Raw genomic sequence first — 17,955 nt, 5'->3', positions numbered from 1 at the left:
GCCCGCTTCCCCGAACCGCTCGCCCCCGCCACGGCCGCCGCGCGTAGCGGTCGGGACGGACCGGCCGCCTGGGAGGTGGCCGACCGCGCGCTCGACCTCGCGCGCGGCCACGACCTCGTGCTGGTGGAGGGCGCCGGGGGGCTCCTGGTCCGGTTGAACAAGGACCGGGAGACCCTGGCCGACGTGGCCGAACTCCTGACCGCCCCGGTGCTCCTGGTGGCCGACCCCCGGTTGGGTACTCTCAACGCGACCGCGCTGACCGCCGAGGCCCTGCGCTCGCGCGGTCTCGTCCCCGCCGGGGTCGTGGTGGGTTCCTGGCCCCGCCAGCCCGACCTGGCCATGCGCTGCAACCTCGTCGACCTGCCCGAGATGGGGGCCGGACCGCTCTCCGGGGTCCTGCCCTCGGGGATGGGAGCCCTGGCCCCGGACGCGTTCACCACGGTGGCGCGGCGGTCCCTGGGCGCGGGACTCGGCGGCACCTGGTCGCCCCCGGAGCCGGGCTGAGGGCCCCGGCGCGCCCCTGGCCGCGCCGCCCCACTGGCGGACCCCTTCAAGGCCGGGGCCGATTCTTTGTGCCGTTCCACGGCAGACGCACCCCACCGCGCGCCGATACGTTGCCACTGCCAGCCCGAACACCGCCTTCCAGGGGACCCCTTGAACCTGCTCATCACCGGCATCACCACGCAGTCCTCCATCGCCTACGCGATCGCGGAGGAGGCCATGAACCAGGGCCACGAGGTGATCCTGACCAACCCGCCCGGCCGCGCCTTCTCCATCTGCGAGCGCATCGCCAAGCGGCTGCCCAAGGAGCCGGTCGCCGTCCTGCCCATGGACGTCACCGACCCCGCGCAGATCGCCACCACGGCCAAGGCGATCGGTGAGCACTGGGACCACGTGGACGGCCTGCTCCACGCCATCGCCTTCGCGCCCGAGAGCGCCCTGGGCGGCAACTTCCTCAACACCGAGTGGGAGGACGTCTCCAAGGCGATCCACATCTCCGGCTACTCGCTCGCCGCGCTCACCGTGGGCATGCGTGACCTCCTCGCCAACGCGCCCGAGGGCGCCGGTGTGGTCTCGCTGACCTTCGACGCCAGCGTCGCCTGGCCGGTCTACGACTGGATGGGGTCGGCCAAGGCCGTCCTGGAGAACTCCGCCCGCTACCTCGCCCGTGACCTGGGCCCGGACGGTATCCGCGTGAACACCATCTCCGCCGGCCCGATCAAGTCCCTCGCGGGAGGTTCGATCCCGGGCTTCGCGCAGATCGCGGACTCCTGGTCGGGTCACGCCCCGCTGGGCTGGGACACCAAGGACACCACCGTGGTGGCCGGACCGGCACTGTTCCTGATGTCGCCCGCCGCGCGCGCCGTCACCGGCACGGTCATGCACGTGGACGGCGGCTACCACGCCATGGGCGCCCCGCTCGCCCCCACCCCCGGTCCCGTCTCCGCCTGATCCCGCACCACGAGGGGCGTGCGGGAGGGGTCGGCGGGCTCGGTCGTCATGGACGGCCGAGCCCGTTCGCGTGCGGGGAGTCCCGCCGGGGGTCCTCAGGCACCACCGGCGCGGGCGGGCGCGGGGACCGGGGAGCCCAGGGTGAAGGCCCCCGGGCCGGGCCCGTGGGCCTTCAGGCGCACCGCTCGCGCCTCCGCCTGCTCCGGGGTGACCGCCGTCGCGGAGCGGGACCACCACAGGGTGCGCTCCACCTCGGGGAAGCGGCCCGCCTCCACGCGGTAGGCGAGCAGGTCGCCGTGGGCCCGCTCCACGAACGACCGCAGGTCGACGGAGGAGCGCCAGCGGCTCACCGTGCGGACGGAGGCCCCGTCGTCGGAGAAGTGGACCTCACCGAGGTGGCCCGGGTGGACCTCGGCCCGGGCGCGGAACGCGGCGACCAGGGCAGGCAGGTGGCGGGGGTCGCCGGTGACCGTGCGGGACTCCACCAGAATCGTCCCCCGCCCCTGCGGGGCCGGTTCCCCGTGGCCGCGACGCGGCCTCCCTGACACGGCGGAGTGGCGGACGGTGCGAGTGGGAAGGAGGGAGCGCATGCGAACTCCTGTCTCAAGTGGACCCCGATGCAGGGTCCACTCTGGCTCTGGTGCGTCCGGTTGGACTGATGCCAGTATCGGAGTCCGACGCGGACACGAGGAGAGCCAATGGAGCCGAAAATGGACCCTGTTCGACGCACCGACGACCTGGTGGACTCCCTCGGCGCCTGGTCCACCGGGAACGGGGCCCTGCACCGGCGGTTGTCCCACTCCCTGCGTGAACTGGTCGACCAGGGAACCCTCGTCCCCGGCGAGCGCCTGCCCTCCGAACGCGGCCTCGCCGCAGCGCTGCGCGTCAGCCGCACCACCGTGGTCTCCGCCTACGACCACCTGCGTGTGGAGGGAGTCCTGGAGAGCCGTCAGGGCAGCGGTACCCGGGTGTGCGGGTCCCGCGCCCCGGTCCGCTCGGACGGGTGGAGCGCCAACGGCACCGGCGACCCCATCTACCGCAACCTCCTCCAGACCGACGAGAACCTCATCTCCGCCTCGTGCCTGCGCACCCCCGGCCTGGCCGGGGTGGAACAGGCCATCCGCGAGGTCACCGCCGAGGACCTGCCCGCCCTCATGGCCGAGGGCAACTACCACCCGCGCGGGCTCCCCGCCCTGCGCGAGGCGATCGCACGGCACTACGAACACCAGGGCCTGCCCACCCACCCCGACCAGATCGTGGTCACCACCGGTGCCCACCAGGCGGTCGCCCTGGTCGCCCAGCTCTACCTGCGTCAGGGCTCCCTGGTGGTGGCCGAGGACCCGAGCTTCGCGGGCTGCCTCGACCTCTTCCGCGACCGGGGCGCCGGGATCCGTCCCGTCCCCCTGGACGACCAGGGAATCGACCCCAACGGCGTGCGCCGCGCCCTCAGCGAGACCTCGCCGCACCTGCTCTACGTGATGCCCTCGTACCACAACCCCACCGGCACGATGATGTCCTCGGCTCGCCGCCGTGAGCTGGGAGAACTGTCGGCGCGCCACGGGGTGCCGATCCTGGAGGACAGCGCGTACACGGGCCTGCGGGCGCCCGACGAACCCCCGCCCCTGGCGGCCCACGCCCCGCGCGGCGCGGAGGTCGTGACCGTCGACTCCCTCTCCAAGGTGGGGTGGGCGGGCCTGCGCCTGGGCTGGCTGCGGGCGCCCGCCGAGATGGCGCTCCGCCTCAGCCGCCGCAAGGTCCTGGCCGACCTCGCCGGCCCCCTGCTCGACCAGGCGGTCGGCGTGCGGCTGCTGGACCGCTACGCCCAGCTCGCGCGGGAGCGCTCCGAGGGGCTCCGCGTGGCGCTCGACCACATGGAGGGCCTGCTCCGCCGGGACCTGCCCGAGTGGCGGTGGCGGACCCCCGAGGGCGGCGCGGCGCTGTGGGTCCAGCTGCCCGGGACCAGCGCCCGCGCCTTCGCCCAGGTCGCGCTCGCCCACGACGTCGAGCTGGTCCCCGGGCCCGTCATGTCGGCGGCGGGCGACGACCGCCACGACGCGTACTTCCGGCTGCCGTTCGCCTACGACAGGGCGACCCGGGAGGAACTGGTGTGGCGCCTGGCCCGCTCCTGGCGTGAGCTGGACCGGCACGGCCCCGTGCAGGACCACCCGGACGCCCTCGTGGTCTGAACCGGAGCTCCGGGGGCCCGGGCAACAGCGAGGGCGGCACCGTGCGGTGCCGCCCTCCGCCGTTCCCGCCGCCCGACCGGTCGTGACCGGTGGGGCGGGGAGTGGAACTAGCCGAGCTGGACCTTGCGGGCCTCGGCGAAGCGCTCCTGGACGTCGGCCCAGTTGACCACGTTCCAGAACGCCTTGACGTACTCGCCCTTGACGTTCTTGTACTGGAGGTAGAAGGCGTGCTCCCACATGTCCAGCATGAGCAGCGGCTGGGTGCCGATGGCGATGTTGGCCTGCTGGTCGAACAGCTGCTCGATGATCAGGCGCTGACCCAGGGCGTCCCACGCCAGGATCGCCCAGCCCGAACCCTGGATCGAGGTGGCCGCGGCGTTGAAGTGCGCGCGGAAGGCGTCGAAGGAACCGAACTGGTCGTCGATGGCGGCGCCGAGCTCACCCTCGGGCTTGTCGCCACCCTCCGGGGAGAGGTTCTTCCAGAAGACGGAGTGGTTGACGTGGCCACCCAGGTGGAACGCGAGGTTCTTCTGGAGCTGGTTCACGGTGCCGAAGTCGTCGGACTCGCGGGCCGCGGCCAGCTGCTCCAGGGCGCTGTTGGCGCCAGCGACGTAGGTGGCGTGGTGCTTGTCGTGGTGCAGCTCCATGATCTGACCGGAGATCCACGGCTCCAGGGCCGCGTAGTCGTAGGGCAGTTCGGGAAGCGAGTATGGCGCAGACATCTCTGACGCACCTTTCCAAATGACGCGATTCTTCGGGCTTACAGCGATGGGATCGCTCTAGTCAGCAAGCTATCAGCCGGGCGGCCGGACACCCGATGTCAGGCTCTTGACACCCGGCTCCGGGAATAAACGGCCACCGGGGCGTCCACGCGACCGGGCCCGTCCTCGTCCTCCGGACACCACCGGTACGACGTCCACGGGGCCCGTGCGCCCTGACCCGCTCCGACCTTCCCCCACCCTTCCCGGGCGCCTGTCACACAAACCATCACCCTTGTTCCCGAACCTCCCGAATAACCTCGGAGCCCGGGTGCGGGCGTTCGTTCGGCCTACCCTGGCCGGGCTGTCCGAGATCCGCCTGCCGGGGTTCCGGAGAACGTTGTTCGGGCGTTGGCCCGCCATTCACCGGGTGGGCATCGGGAACGGCGATGATGCAGCGCCGAATTCGAGAGACGCCACCCGTTCAGACGCCTCGTTCGGCGCACAGTCTCCCTAGCACTTCGAGGCCACCGCCGCTCATGCACTCCTCCACTCCGAAGGCTCCCTTCACGAGGACCACCTCCGTTCCGTCCGTTCCCGACGGCGTGCGCGCCAGGGGCGGTGGCGGGGGTTTCCGCCCCGAGATCGAGGGGCTGCGCGCCGTCGCCGTGCTCCTGGTGGCCGTCTACCACATCTGGCTGGGCCGGGTCTCCGGCGGTGTCGACGTCTTCCTGATGCTCACCGGGTTCCTGATCACCGGGTCCCTGGTCCGGAGCGTCGAGCGCGAGGGGCGGGTCCGGTTCGTCGCCTTCTGGACCCGGCTGGTCCGGCGGCTCGTCCCCGCTGTGGCCGTGGTCCTGACGGCGACCATGGCCGCCGTGTACCTGCTGCTGCCCCGCTCACGCTGGGGCGACATCCTGGAGGAGGTCCGCGCGGCCGCGCTCTACCACGAGAACTGGGCCCTGGCCCACGCGGCGGTGGACTACCTGGCCAGGGAGGCCGCGCCCAGCCCGGTCCAGCACTTCTGGTCGCTGTCCATCCAGGGGCAGTTCTACCTGCTGTGGCCGCTGCTGGTCGCCCTCGCCGCGCTGGTGGCCACACGGGCGAGGCTGCCGTTCCGCGCCACGGTCCTGGTCCTGGTCACGGCGGTGTTCGCGCTGTCCCTGAGCTACTCGGTGTCCATCACCGCCCGGGACCAGGCCTGGGCCTACTTCGACACCGGAGCGCGGCTCTGGGAGCTGGCCCTGGGGGCGCTCCTGGCCCTGGTCGTCCACCGCGTGCACCTGCCCGTGCGGCTGCGCGTGTTCCTGGGCTGGTTCGGCCTGGCCGCCCTGGTCTCCTGCGGGGCGCTCCTCTCCGTCTCCACGCTCTTCCCCGGCTACGTGGCCCTGTGGCCGACCACGGCCGCGGTCCTGGTGGTCCTCGCCGGGACCACGGGCAGCGCGCACGGCGCGGACCGCCTGCTCACCTGGAAGCCCCTCACCGAGCTCGGCCGGCTCTCCTACCCCCTCTACCTGTGGCACTGGCCGGTCCTGGTCTGCTATCTGGAGGTCACCGGCCGGTCCCTGGCCACACCGTTGGGCGGACTGGGGATCCTCGGCGCGTCCCTGGTCCTGGCCTGGCTCACGCACCGGTTCGTGGAGGGCGGCCTGGACCGCTTCACCCGGCCCCCCGTCCGCCGTACGCCCGCCTGGTCGCTGGGGATCGCCGCCGCGCTGATCGTCCCGGTCCTGGCCGCCTCGCTGCTCTGGACGGACCGCATCGACCGCGACCGCGCCGAACGCGCCCTGGAACTGGCCGCCCCCGAGAGCTACCCGGGGGCCGGGGTGGTCGCGGACCCCAGCACGGTCCTGGCCGACGTCCCGGTCCGGCCGGACCCGGCCGACGCCAGACAGGACCTGTCCTGGCACCACGAGGAGGGCTGCCACGTCACCCTCACCTCCTCCGAACTGGTGGTCTGCGACACCGGGCCCGCCGACGCCGAGCGCACGCTCGCCCTGGTCGGCGCCTCGCGGGTCGCCCACTGGTACCCGGCCGTGCGGGCGGCGGCCGACGCCCGGGGGTGGCGCCTGGTCTCGTTCAGCAAGAGCGGCTGCCAGTTCAGCACCGACACCTCCCACCGGGACGGCGTGGTCTTCGACGAGTGCGAGGTGTGGAAGGCCAGGGCGATGGCCGAACTGGAGGAGCTGCGACCGGACGCCGTGCTGACCTCCTCCACCCGCGCCACGCTCGACGGCGAGCGGGTCCACGACGGCTACCTGGGCATGTGGGAGTGGCTGGACGGGCTGGGCGTCGAGGTGATCGGACTGCGTGACCTGCCCCGGCTGACCTACCAGGGCGCCGAGTGCGTGGAGTCGGGGCCGGTCGACCAGTGCGTGTCGCCGGTCTCGGCCAGCCAGGAGGAGGTGGACCCGGCCACCCTGGTCACGCTGCCGCCCAACGTCACCCTGATGGACCTCACCGACCAGGTGTGCCCCGACGGCTACTGCGAAGCGGTGGTCGGCAACATCCTGGTGTTCTGGGACCACTCACACATCACCGCGACCTACGCGGGCACCCTCGCTCCCGCGATGGAGAAGGCGCTGGTCGAGGCCACCGGCTGGTGAGTCCGGACCGGACGCCACGGGGATCCGGGTCCGCGCCGGGGCGAGCACACCCGCGACGAGGCCCTGGAACGGGCCCGTGCCGGACCTCGCACCTGCCCGCGACACCCGGCGGAATGGATTCTTCCACGCGGGCGGAGCGGACGGAGAAGTGTCCGGACGTGAAACCACGGTGATGCGCGGGTGAACGCCGGGGGAATTGATTCCTGTTCGGGTTTCGATTTCCCCGGTGAACAACTCGGCGGGCACTTTGAGGAGTTAGTGTCGAAAGTGTCCGGGACTTTCTCGTCAATACCCGGAAATCCCCCCGCATCCCGCTGCCACGCGACCCCCGTGGAGGTCCCCCTTGCGCACGCTCCGCCGTCGAGCCACACCCCTTCTGGTGATCGGTGCCGTCCTCGGCCTGATGGTGCTCACCCTCCCGACGGTTCTGGGGGTTCTGTCCGTGCTGAGCTGGGCGGAGGTCGTCATCGCCACCGCCGTGCTCCTGCTCGGCGGGCTCGTGTGCGTCCTCGGCGCCGGTCTGTGGACACTCCGGCGCTCCCTGCGGGCCCTGGCCACCTCCGTTGAAGGGCACACCCAGCGGGTCACCGAGGTGCTCGGCCGGGACCGCCTGGAGATCACCCGTTCCCTGGACGGGGTGGGCGAGCGCCTGTCCCGGCTCCAGGACCACGCCCTGCCCCGGGCCAGCCGGGAGATCCAGCGGGCCGTCACCGTGCAGGGCCGCCACGACTACGAACAGCAGGTCGCCTGGGCCGAACTGCGCGCGTACCTGGACGTCGCCCCCTTCATGCCGCCGCTGCGCGGCTGGGCCGCCTCGCCGGACGTCCTGCGCCTGCTCGTGCGGTTGATCGACCGCCACCGCCCCGAACTCGTCGTGGAGTGCGGCAGCGGCGCCTCCAGCGTGTGGATCGGCTACGCGCTGCGCCGTGCGGGCACCGGCCGCCTGGTCGCGATCGAGCACGAGGAGCGCTACGCGGAGCTCAGCCGCGACCTCGTCGCCGCGCACGGCCTCGACGACGTCGTCGAGGTCCGGCACGCCCCGCTCACCGAGGTCAAGCCGGAACTGGCCGGGTCCGCGCCCGACGGCCCGGTCACCTCCCAGCCGCTCTGGTACGACCTCTCCCGCCTGACCGACCTCGACCGCGTCGGCCTGCTGTTCGTGGACGGGCCGCCCCAGGCCACCGGCGTCCAGGCCCGGTACCCGGCGGTCCCGGCACTGCTGCCGCGCTGCACCGACGACGCCGTGGTCGTCCTGGACGACGCCGACCGGCCGGACGAGCGGGCCCTGGGGGACCGCTGGGTCTCCGAGTACCGCCTGTACCGCACCGTGGAACCGTCGGAGAAGGGCGCCCACGTGTTCACCCGCCGGGCCCCCTGAGCCGCACCGGCACCCCGCCCGTCCCCGACACCGCCCGGCAGCCAGCCCCCGGCTGCCGCCCGACCTCGAAGGCCATCCGATGATCACCACCGTCCTTCGGAACGCCCTGCGCGCTCGCGGCAGGGAACCGGCCGTGCTCTGCCACACCGGCGCCGACACCCGGGCCGAGCTGGCCGGACTGCCCACCGCCCCGGGCGACGTGCTCCTGGACCTGGACGCCCGCCCCCACGGCGAGCCCGTCCTCGGAGACGACCGCGTGGCCGGGCTGGTCGCGGTGGTCGCGGCCAGCACCACCGACCTTCACCGGGTGCTCACCGCCGCCGTCCACCTGCCCCGGGCCGTGCACCTGGTGGTGGCACTGGTCGCCACCCCCGGCCACCAGGAGCCCCCGGTCCCGACCGGCCCCGGCATGGGGCAGTGGCGCGACCTCCAGGAACTCCGGGTCCGCCGGGTGGGCGGCCGGGGCTGGGTGTGCGAGCTGTTCTTCCCCAACGCCATCGAGACCGCCCCGGTCCTGGACGCGGTCCTGCACGGAACCCGGGGCCGCCGTCGGGGACCGGCCGTCACACCCCTGGCCGCCCTGAACGGTGCCGAGGCCGCCCTCTGGCGGCCCGGTGACACGGGCGCCCACGGCGTCGCCCAGGAGGGCCCGGTCCCGCTGCGCCGGGTCACCCCGGTGGGCGACGTCGTCCTGCGCGTCCACGACGCCACGGCCCCGCCCGCCTGGACCGACGACACCGTGCCCCTCCTGGACCGGACCACCACCGGCACCGAGTCCTGGGAGACGCTCACCGGGTCGGACGGCTACGAGCGGGCCCGCTCCGCGCTCCTGGCCACCGACCGGCCCGGCGGAGACCCCGTCCAGCGGATCGCCCCCGTCGACGAGACCACCGTCAACCCCACCGGCTTCACCAAGGCCGAGAAGGGGCCGCTGGCCGACCTCACCCTGCGCGGCGACCGCGCCGTCATCGCGGACGGTCGGAAGGACCTGGTCACGGTCGCCCCCGACGGAACGGTCACGGACGTGGACCTGTCCCGCCTGCGCCACCTGCGCGGCGTGCGGGTGGACTGGTCCGGGCACCGCGGACCGCACGCCGCCGTGCGCGCCGTCGCCTCCCTCGCCGCCGGTGGCGTCCCGCTGGTCAGCGGCCCCGTCCCCACCTGGGCCGCCGGACTCGGTACCCCGCTCACCGCACTGCTCGACACCGCGACCGAGGCCGACCTGTCCGACCGGCTGGCCCGTGAGGAGCACAGCGTCCGCCTGCGCCGCGCCGCCCTGCGCACGCACGGCGTGCGCTCCCGCTGGCGCGCGTTGGCGGCCGAGGCCGGAGTGCCCGTGCTCCCGCAGCCCCGGGTCTCCGTCATCCTGTGCACCCGCCGCCCCGACATGGTGGGGTTCGCGCTCGCCCAGATCGCCCGCCAACGAGGGGTGGAGACGGAGACCGTCCTCACCCTGCACGGCTTCCCCGCGTCGCTGCCCGAGGTGCGTTCCGCGATCGACGAGTACCGGTCCACCGGCCTTCCCCTGGTCGTCCACGAGGCACCCGCCGACCGGATCTTCGGCGCCGTGCTCAACGACTCCGTCGCCCTGGCCTCCGGCGACCTCATCGCCAAGTGGGACGACGACGACTGGTACGGCCCCGAGCACCTGGCCGACCTGGTCCTGGCCCGCACCTATTCCGGGGCCGAACTGGTCGGCACCGGACAGGACTTCGTCTATCTCCAGGAGATCGACCTCATGGTCTGGCGCAGCCGGGAGTCGGAGACCGCCACCCGCTTCATCGCCGGGGGCACCCTCCTCACCGACCGCGTGGTGCTGGAGGAGACCGGCGGGTTCCGCCCGCTGCCCCGCGCCATCGACACGCAGCTGCTCGTCGCCGTCACCCGGGGCGGCGGTCGCGTCCACCGCACCCACGGGCTGGGCTACGTGCTGCGCCGCACCGGCGGCGGACACACCTGGTCCGAGGACATGGCCTACTTCCTGCACAACTACGCCCGACAGTGGTCCGGCTGGCGGCCCAGCTCCCTCCTGGAGGGTGAGCCCGCTCCGCTGGGGAGCGGCGCCGATGACGGACGGCCGGTCGGGACCACACAGCACACGGGGGGACACCCTTGACCAGTACCGAAGAGCACACCGCCCCGGCCGTGGACCCGGTCCCCGTCACGGGCCCGGCGATCGTGCCCGGAGAGCCGCTGCCGCGAGGCGCGGTGGACTTCGGCGGCCAGCCCCTGCTGCGCCGCAACGACTACGCCCCGCTGGCCCCGCCGCCGGTGGGGGAGTGGACACCGACGCTGTCGGTGAGCGTGGTGATCCCGGCGCACGGTCAGCCCGCGAAACTCGCGCTGGTGCTCGCTTCGCTGGCGGGCCAGAGCTACCCCGCCCACCTCATGGAGGTGGTCGTGGTGGACGACGGCACGCCCGAGCCCCTCACCCTGCCCGAGGTGCGTCCGGAGAACACCCGGCTGATCACCTCCGCTCCGGGCGGCTGGGGTTCGGCGCACGCGGTCAACACGGGGGTCGCGGCCTCCTCGGGCCAGGTGATCCTGCGTCTGGACGCCGACATGCTGGTCTACCGCGAGCACGTGGAGTCCCAGATGCGCTGGCACCACCGGATCGAATACGGGGTCGCCCTCGGCCACAAGATGTTCGTGGACTTCGACCCGGACGCCATGACCCCCGAGCACGTCCGGGACGAGGTGGCCGCCGGACGCGCCGGGGAGCTCTTCGACCGGGAGAGCGCCGACCCGCACTGGGTCGAGCGGCTCATCAACAAGAACGACCGCCTGCGGACCGCCGGACGCCTGTCCTACAAGGTGTTCGTCGGCGCCACCGGATCGCTGCACCGGAGCCTGTTCGACGCGGCGGGCGGGCTGGACGCGGAGCTCGTCCTCGGCGGCGACACCGAGTTCGCCTACCGGGTGGCCCAGCGCGGCGCGGTGTTCGTCCCGGACCTGGACACCAGCAGCTGGCACCTGGGCCGCTCGCAGATGCAGACCCGGCGCGACGCGGGCACCCGCTACCGGATGCCCTACGTGGCCAACCGGGTCCCCGACTTCCACCTGCGCCGCAAGCAGCCCGAGCGCCAGTGGGAGGTCCCGCTGGTCGACGTCGTGCTCGACGCCGGGGGCCACACCCTGGAGGAGGTCGACGCCACCGTCTCCGCGCTGCTGTCCGGAACCACCCCGGACCTGCGCCTGTGGCTGGTCGGGGCCTGGGAGTCGCTGGACGGGGGCCGCCGCTCGCCCCTCGACGAGGACGCCCTGGACCTGCGCCTGGTCCGGGAGACCTTCCGGGGCGACCCGCGCGTGCGGTTGGTCGAGAGCGTCCCCGACCGCGATCCGTGCGTTCCCTTCCGCCTCACCGTGGGAGCCGGAGCCGTCCCGGCCGCCGACGCCCTGCGCGAACTGGTCAGGGAGATCGACCGGGAGGGTGCCGGACTGCTCTGCGCGCCCCTGCCCGGCGCCACGCGGGGCGACGGCGTCCTGCGGCTCGAACGGACCTCCGCCTACGCCCGCGCCCTGCACCTGGAGCCCCGGGCGACCGGCACGGACCTGGACCGGGTGGTGGAGCGCACCCACGGGACGCACTGGATCCCGGCGGAGGGGTTCGTGGTCGACCCCGAGTCGGCCGGGGCCGAGCCCACGGACAGCCCCGAGGTGATCCAGAAGCGGCTGGACCGCGCCCTGGCCGAGGCCGACCGCCTCCGTGCCCGGGCCGAGCGCGCCGAACGCAAGCTGCGCTGGTTCACCCCCGGGCTGACCAGGAGAGTGCTGCGCAAGCTGGCCCGCTAGGGAGTGGCGCGTGGACGCCTTCGCCGGTGTCGGCGGAGGAGTCCACGGATCGATTGGCCGTCACCCCGCCGCGTGCCGCCTCGTCGGGTCCGTGGCGTCGCGCGGCGGGCCCGGACCTCGCTCGCGGGCGTGGGTCGGGGGACGCCCCCGGGGTGGATCTGTCCAGGTGAGGGACACGCCGTGACGGTAAGTCACCATCTGTGACCGGAGTGGCTAGGGTGGGCGGCGTGACCGGTGAGGGCCGGTTCGTGCCTTCACTCACTCCGAACCCCGGGGTCGCCCGATGATCCACTCAGTCCTACGCCAGGCGTTGCGCACACGCGGTGACGAACCAGCGGTCCTCTGCCACACCGGGGACCACGAGTCGACCCTCAAGGCACTCTCCGGGTTGCGGCTGCGACCCGACGACCTCGTGGTCGACCTCGACGCCCACCCGCTCGGTGAACCGTTCGAGGTCGCCCGGGTGGGCGGGGAGGACGAGCCCGAGGCGGTCGGACTCGTCGCGGTGGTGGCCGCCAGCCTCACCGACCTGCGTCGCGTCCTCATCACCGTCAACGCCCTGCCCGCCACCGTCCACCTGGTCGTCGTGGTCGCCGACACCCCCGGGCACCACGGCCCGCTCGTCCCGTGCCCGCCGGGCATCGACGAGTGGAACGACCTCCTGGAGATGCGCGTCCGCCGCCTGGGCAAACGCGGCTGGATCTGCGAGCTGTACTTCCCGAACACCGTCGAGACCGGCCCGGCGCTCGACTGCGTCCTGCACGGGACCACCGGCGGGCGGCGCGGCCTCCGGCCCACACCCCTGGCGGGGGTGCACGGCGGGGGCGGGGCGCGCTGGCGGCCGGGCGACGTCGCCGCCACCGGGGTGAGCGCGACCGGCCCCGTACCGCTGCGCAGGGTCTCGCCCGTGGCCGACCTCGTGGTCCGCACCTCGGACCGGGAGCTCCCGCTGTGGGAGGACGCCGTCGTCCCGCACCTGGACCTCCCGCGCTCCGGGGCCGGAGTCGACGAACCCGACCCCGTCACCGCGCTGGCACCGGTCGACGAGCAGAGCGTGAACCCCATCGGCTTCACCAAGAAGGCCGGCGGTCCCCTGGGCGACCTGTCGGTCCGGGGCGGACGCACCGTCGTCCGCGAGGGGGAGAAGGTGCTGTTCGCCGTCCCCGGGGACGGCACGCTCACCGACCTGGACATCGGCCGCGCCCGCTACCTGCGCGGAGTACGCGTGGACTGGTCCGGGCACGCGAAGCCGGTCACCGTCGTCCGAGCGGTCGTCGCGCTGGCCGCCGGCGGGATACCCGTGGTCAGCGGGCCGGTCCCGGACTGGGCCGCGGGGCTCGGACCGGAACTCACCGCCGTGCTCACCAGCAGGGAGGCCACAGAGCTGGCCGATCCCCTGAGCAGGGAGGAGCACAGCGTTCGGCTGCGCCGCGCCGCTCTGGGCACCCACGGCCAGCTGGCCCGCTGGCGCACCCTGGCCGCTCGGGTGGGGGTCCCGGTGCCGCCGGAACCCCTGGTGTCGGTGATGCTGTGCACCCGGCGGCCCGAGCTCGTGGGGTTCGCGCTGGCCCAGGTGGCCCGGCAGCGCGGGGTGCGGTTCGAGCTGGTCCTGGCCCTGCACGGGTTCTCCGCCGATGTGCCCGAGGTCGGGTCGGCCGTCGCGGAGTTCGCCGCGACGGGTATCCCGGTCACGGTGTACGAGGCTCCGGCGGACCAGGTGTTCGGCTCGGTGCTCAACGACGCGGTGGACCGCACGTCCGGCAGCGTGATCGCCAAGTGGGACGACGACGACTGGTACGGCCCAGACCACCTCGCGGACATGCTCATGGCGCGCACCTACGCCTGCGCCGACCTGGTCGGCGTCACCCAGGACCTGGTGTACCTGGAAGAACTCGACCTCACCGTGTGGCGGAGCTACCAGACGGAGAAGCCCTCCCCGGACGTGGTGGGGAGCACTATCGTGGTCGACCGCTCCGTGCTGCGCGACGTCGGCGGGTTCCGGCCCCTGCCCAGGGCGATCGACAGCCAGCTGCTGCTGGCGGTCCGCCGGAACAGCGGGCGGATCTACCGGACCCACGGCCTCGGCTACCTGCTCCGGCGGGCCGGTCAGGGGCACACCTGGGGCGCCGACATGGGCTACTTCCTTCGCAGGAGCACCCGGCAGTGGTCCGGCTGGCGGCCGAGCGCCCTGCTGGAGGGCGCGCCCGCCCCGCTGGGCCAGCCGGTCCCGGGCCCCGCGCGGACCCTGCTCCGGACCACCGAGTACACGGGAGGACAGTCGTGACCAGTGCGGACAACGTCTCGGAACGTCAGGCGGGGGAACGTCCCGACACGCGGGTGCGGGTCGGGATCCCGGAACAGAGTCAGCCCCGGGGAGGGGAGCGCGAGGTGCCTCCGACAGTGACGCGGAGCCAGCCCCAGGTGTTCCGCAACGACTACGCACGGCTGGACCCGCCGTCGGTGGGCGAGTGGACGCCGACGCTGTCGGTGAGCGTGGTGATCCCGGCGCACGGTCAGCCCGAGAAGCTGGCACTGGTGCTGGCCTCGCTGGCGGGCCAGAGCTATCCGGCCGACCTCATGGAGGTGGTCGTGGTGGACGACGGGACGCCCGAGCCCCTCGTGCTGCCGCCCGTCCGCCCGGAGAACACCCGGCTGATCACCTCCGATCCCGGCGGTTGGGGTTCGGCGCACGCCGTCAACACGGGGGTCGCGGCTTCGACCGGCCAGGTGATCCTGCGTCTGGACGCCGACATGCTCGTCTACCGCGAGCACGTGGAGTCCCAGATGCGCTGGCACCACGTGGTGGACTACGCCGTGGTCATGGGCCACAAGATGTTCGTGGACTTCGACCCGGCGGCGATGACCCCGGAGCACGTCCGGGACGAGGTCGCCGCCGGACGCGCCGGGGAGCTCTTCGACCGGGACAGCGCGGACCCGCACTGGGTCGAGCGGTTCATCGACCGGCACGACGGGCTGCGCTCGGCCCACCACGAGGCCTTCAAGGTGTACGTGGGGGCGACGGGCTCGCTGCACCGGAGCCTGTTCGACGCGGCGGGCGGTCTGGACCCGGCCATGATCCTGGGCGGGGACAGCGAGTTCGGCCACCGGGTGGCCCAGCGCGGCGCGGTGTTCGTCCCGGACCTGGACACCAGCAGCTGGCACCTGGGGCGCTCCCAGATGCAGGAGAAGCGGAACGCGGGGACCCGCTATCGGATGCCGTACGTGGCCAACCGGGTCCCCGACTTCCACCTGCGCCGCAAGCAGCCCGAGCGGCAGTGGGAGGTCCCGCTGGTCGACGTCGTGCTGAACGCCGGGGGCCACACCCTGGAGGAGATCGACACCACCGCCAGGGCGCTGCTGGCCGGCTCCACCCCGGACCTGCGTCTGTGGATGGTGGGCCCGTGGAGCGAACTGCACGAGGAGCGTCGCTCTCCGCTGGAGGAGGACGCCCTCGACCTACGGCTGGCCCACGAGAGCTTCCGGGGCGACCCGCGCGTGCGGTTCGTCGAGAGCCAGCCGGGCACGGACCCGCGCGTGCCCTTCCGGCTGTACCTGGAGGCGGGGACGGAACCGTTCCCCAAGGCCCTGGCGGAGATGGTGCGGGCCTGCGACACCCACGCGGTTGGGCTGCTCTGCGCGCCCATGCCGGGCGCGCTCACGGCGGAGGAGGGGATGCTGCGCCTGGAGCGGACCGCCGCCTTCGCCCGCGCCCGCCACCTCGACCCCGAGGCGACCGGCCGGGACCTGGACCGCCTGGTGGAGGAGGTCCACGGCATCCACTGGATGCCCGCGACGGACCTGGTCCACGCCACGGATGAGGAGGAGGCCCGGCTGGAGGCCCCGTCGGCCGTGCGGCCGGAGGAGGACACCGAGCAGGACGTGGCCCGGCTCCTCGCCGAGCTGGAGCAGGCCAGGGCCCGGAGCGACCGCATGCGCCGGAGGGCGGAGCGGGCCGAACGCAAGCTGCGCTGGTTCACGCCCGGGCTGGTCCGCCGCGCCCTGCGACGCGTGGCCCGCTAGGTCGCCGTTGGAGGAGGCCTCGTCCGCTGGTCGGCACCGGACGGGGCCTCCTCCCGTGCCCTGACCCCTGGCTAGGGAACCCAGAGGCCCAGGGCCTCCGCGACCAGGGCCGGGCGCTCCTGCCCCTCGATCTCCACGGTGTGCCCGGTCGAGACCAGGTAGCCCTTCGGAGTCCGCCGCACCTCTCCGAGCGTCACCGCGTCCCGCACCCGCGAGCCCACCGTCACGGGTTGGAGGAAGCGCACCTTGTTGAGGCCGTAGTTGATGGACATCCGCGGCTTCTCGATGAGGGAGAGGATGCTCTGGGAGAAGTGCGCCAGCAGTGACAGCGACAGGTAGCCGTGCGCGATGGTGGCTCCGAAGGGGCCCTCGGCGGCGCGCTCGGCGTCCTGGTGGATCCACTGGTGGTCGTCGGTCGCGTCGGCGAAGAGGTCGACACGGTCCTGGGTGATGGTCAGCCAGTCGGTACGGCCCAGGTGCTCGCCCTGGGCGGCGGCGACCTCATGGACGTCGGCGAATACGCGCACCACGCCTCCACGTGCGTCGTGGTCCGGTGTCGGGGGCCGGACACGGAAGCGCCAGGATACCTAACGGCGTTCGGTTATGGGGTGGTGCCCGGCGTCCGATCCGAACGCGCGTCCAGCACCAGCGTCCTCGCCGTGTACCCGGCCAGTGCCACCCGGTCCACGTCGTGCCCCAGCCCGCTCTCCGTGAGCGGCACCGGCACCACGCCGTCGTGCGCGCGCACGGGGGGAACCACCAGGTCACGACCGCGCGGACCGGAACCGGGCATCTCCACCGGCAGGGTCGACCCGGACAGCGAACCCAGCGCGACCGTCGCCGCGCGGCCCACCCCGGTCACCGCCGAGGAACCGCACCACACCGCCCAGCCCGCGTCCACCGCCCGGTCCACGGCGCGGCGCGCCGCCGTCAACCCGCCCAGCCGGGCCGGGTCCACGTTCACCGCGCGCCCCGCCTCGGCCAGGACCGCCTCGCCCAGGTCCTCCACCGAGGACAGCGACCGGTACAGGGCCACGGGGGTGCGCAGCTCGGCCGACAGGCGGGCGTGCGCGCCGAGGTCCCCGGGGGCGAACGGATCCTCGATCGCCAGCAGCCCGAGGGTGTCCAACGACCGCAGCGCGTCCAGGTCGGCGGGGGACTCCGTGTAGCGTCCCCCCGCGTCCACCTGGAGGACCAGGAACGGGAAACTCGTCTGCACGGCCCGGATCACGTCGGTGTCCCAACCCGGTTCGACCTCCAGCCGGATCCGGCGGAACCCCGCCCCGACGCGCCGGTTCACCTCCGTGACCACCGACTCCAGGGTCGCCTGCCGGGGCAGGGTCGCCCCCGCCGTGAGGGCCGTACGCTCCCCGCCCAGGGCGTGCGCCAGCGGGGTGGAGCGCTGACGGCTCCACAGGTCCCAGCAGGCGGTGTCCAGGGCCCCGGTCAGCGCCGGGTCCCAGGGCAGGTCCGCGAAGGCGTCGGCCACCTCGGTCGGGCGCCGCCAGGGATGTTCGAGGAGAGCGGGCGCGAAGTCGCGCGCGAGCGCCTCCCACTGTTCCGGGGTGGCACGGGACACCTCGCCCCAGCCGCTCACCCGACCGTCCGACACCCGGACCAACACCGGAACGGAGCCGTCGGAGCCTCGCCCGGCCAGCGACGGCCGCAGCCGCACCAGTTCGAGCTCGACGATCCGGGTCACCGTTACCGCTCCGGTGTGTGTCACTGCAGTCCCACCTCATGTGTTCGGGCCCCGGTCACGGGCCCCGCCGTCGGAGGGGCCACCCCTCGACGGTACCCCCGCCCGACCGGCCCGACCACCC

The 17,955-nt window shown here is 73.5% G+C and carries 13 protein-coding genes; 9 read left to right on the top strand and 4 right to left on the bottom strand.

Features of this window, described 5'->3' with window-relative positions:
* Together bioD and fabI are read left to right on the top strand one after the other, a co-directional pair.
* Positions 1-504 (top strand): ATP-dependent dethiobiotin synthetase BioD (bioD, locus tag ACFW3L_RS06730; protein ID WP_378737180.1); only part of this gene is annotated, 504 nt, incomplete at its 5' end.
* Positions 505-654: 150 nt separating this feature from the next.
* Entirely contained in the window at positions 655-1,452 is a 798-nt protein-coding gene (gene fabI, locus ACFW3L_RS06725; protein WP_378737178.1) for an enoyl-ACP reductase FabI, read from the top strand.
* A gap of 95 nt (positions 1,453-1,547) precedes the next feature.
* Here fabI and ACFW3L_RS06720 read toward each other — a convergent pair whose 3' ends face one another.
* Positions 1,548-1,937, bottom strand: a complete 390-nt coding sequence (locus ACFW3L_RS06720; protein WP_378737176.1) for a DUF3291 domain-containing protein — start codon at positions 1,935-1,937, stop codon at positions 1,548-1,550.
* Between the two features lie 225 nt (positions 1,938-2,162).
* Between ACFW3L_RS06720 and ACFW3L_RS06715 the strand changes: the two genes are divergently transcribed.
* Entirely contained in the window at positions 2,163-3,638 is a 1,476-nt protein-coding gene (locus ACFW3L_RS06715; RefSeq protein WP_378737174.1) for a PLP-dependent aminotransferase family protein, read from the top strand.
* A 107-nt stretch (positions 3,639-3,745) separates the two neighbouring features.
* Here the strand turns inward: ACFW3L_RS06715 and ACFW3L_RS06710 are convergent, their stop codons facing one another.
* Positions 3,746-4,360 carry a superoxide dismutase gene (locus ACFW3L_RS06710; protein WP_378737172.1) on the bottom strand — a complete coding sequence of 205 codons (615 nt, stop codon included), beginning with the start codon at positions 4,358-4,360 and terminating at the stop codon, positions 3,746-3,748.
* Between the two features lie 515 nt (positions 4,361-4,875).
* On the opposite strand from ACFW3L_RS06710, the gene ACFW3L_RS06705 reads away from it, so the two are divergent.
* From ACFW3L_RS06705 to ACFW3L_RS06680, 6 genes are all read left to right on the top strand, one after another.
* The gene (locus ACFW3L_RS06705; RefSeq protein ID WP_378737170.1) at positions 4,876-6,942 is read left to right on the top strand and encodes an acyltransferase family protein; all 2,067 of its coding nucleotides are present in this window, start codon (positions 4,876-4,878) and stop codon (positions 6,940-6,942) included.
* Positions 6,943-7,285: 343 nt separating this feature from the next.
* On the top strand, positions 7,286-8,320 hold the full coding sequence (locus ACFW3L_RS06700; protein ID WP_378737168.1) for a class I SAM-dependent methyltransferase: 1,035 nt from the start codon (positions 7,286-7,288) through the stop codon (positions 8,318-8,320).
* A gap of 79 nt (positions 8,321-8,399) precedes the next feature.
* Entirely contained in the window at positions 8,400-10,436 is a 2,037-nt protein-coding gene (locus ACFW3L_RS06695) for a glycosyltransferase (RefSeq protein ID WP_378737166.1), read from the top strand.
* A complete protein-coding gene (locus ACFW3L_RS06690; protein ID WP_378737164.1) occupies positions 10,433-12,112 on the top strand; it encodes a glycosyltransferase in 1,680 nt (559 codons plus the stop codon). Before ACFW3L_RS06695 ends, ACFW3L_RS06690 begins: the two co-directional genes overlap by 4 nt.
* A 283-nt stretch (positions 12,113-12,395) precedes the next feature.
* Entirely contained in the window at positions 12,396-14,396 is a 2,001-nt protein-coding gene (locus ACFW3L_RS06685) for a glycosyltransferase (RefSeq protein ID WP_378737162.1), read from the top strand.
* Between the two features lie 104 nt (positions 14,397-14,500).
* Positions 14,501-16,132 carry a glycosyltransferase gene (locus tag ACFW3L_RS06680; protein WP_378737159.1) on the top strand — a complete coding sequence of 544 codons (1,632 nt, stop codon included), beginning with the start codon at positions 14,501-14,503 and terminating at the stop codon, positions 16,130-16,132.
* A gap of 71 nt (positions 16,133-16,203) precedes the next feature.
* On the opposite strand, the gene ACFW3L_RS06675 is transcribed toward ACFW3L_RS06680, so the two are convergent.
* Positions 16,204-16,659: a MaoC family dehydratase gene (locus ACFW3L_RS06675; protein WP_378737613.1), complete on the bottom strand. Its 456-nt coding sequence runs from the start codon at positions 16,657-16,659 to the stop codon at positions 16,204-16,206.
* Positions 16,660-16,733: 74 nt separating this feature from the next.
* Positions 16,734-17,858 (bottom strand): enolase C-terminal domain-like protein, encoded by a 1,125-nt coding sequence (locus ACFW3L_RS06670; protein WP_378737157.1) that lies wholly within the window; start codon positions 17,856-17,858, stop codon positions 16,734-16,736.
* Between the last annotated feature and the right edge of the window lie 97 nt (positions 17,859-17,955).

It is taken from the genome of Nocardiopsis sp. NPDC058789 (assembly GCF_042745575.1).
Lineage (GTDB): Bacteria > Actinomycetota > Actinomycetes > Streptosporangiales > Streptosporangiaceae > Nocardiopsis > Nocardiopsis eucommiae.
The sequence above is the reverse complement of the archived record's forward strand: the minus strand, read 5'-3'. Positions and strand labels throughout refer to the sequence as shown.

Bases quoted from the DNA above. Each gene is read 5' to 3' on its own strand.
- ACFW3L_RS06715 (WP_378737174.1), top strand. From the start codon at position 2,163: ATGGACCCTGTTCGACGCACCGACGACCTGGTGGACTCCCTCGGCGCC.
- ACFW3L_RS06710 (WP_378737172.1), bottom strand. From the start codon at position 4,360: ATGTCTGCGCCATACTCGCTTCCCGAACTGCCCTACGACTACGCGGCC.
- ACFW3L_RS06705 (WP_378737170.1), top strand. From the start codon at position 4,876: ATGCACTCCTCCACTCCGAAGGCTCCCTTCACGAGGACCACCTCCGTT.
- ACFW3L_RS06695 (WP_378737166.1), top strand. From the start codon at position 8,400: ATGATCACCACCGTCCTTCGGAACGCCCTGCGCGCTCGCGGCAGGGAA.
- ACFW3L_RS06685 (WP_378737162.1), top strand. From the start codon at position 12,396: ATGATCCACTCAGTCCTACGCCAGGCGTTGCGCACACGCGGTGACGAA.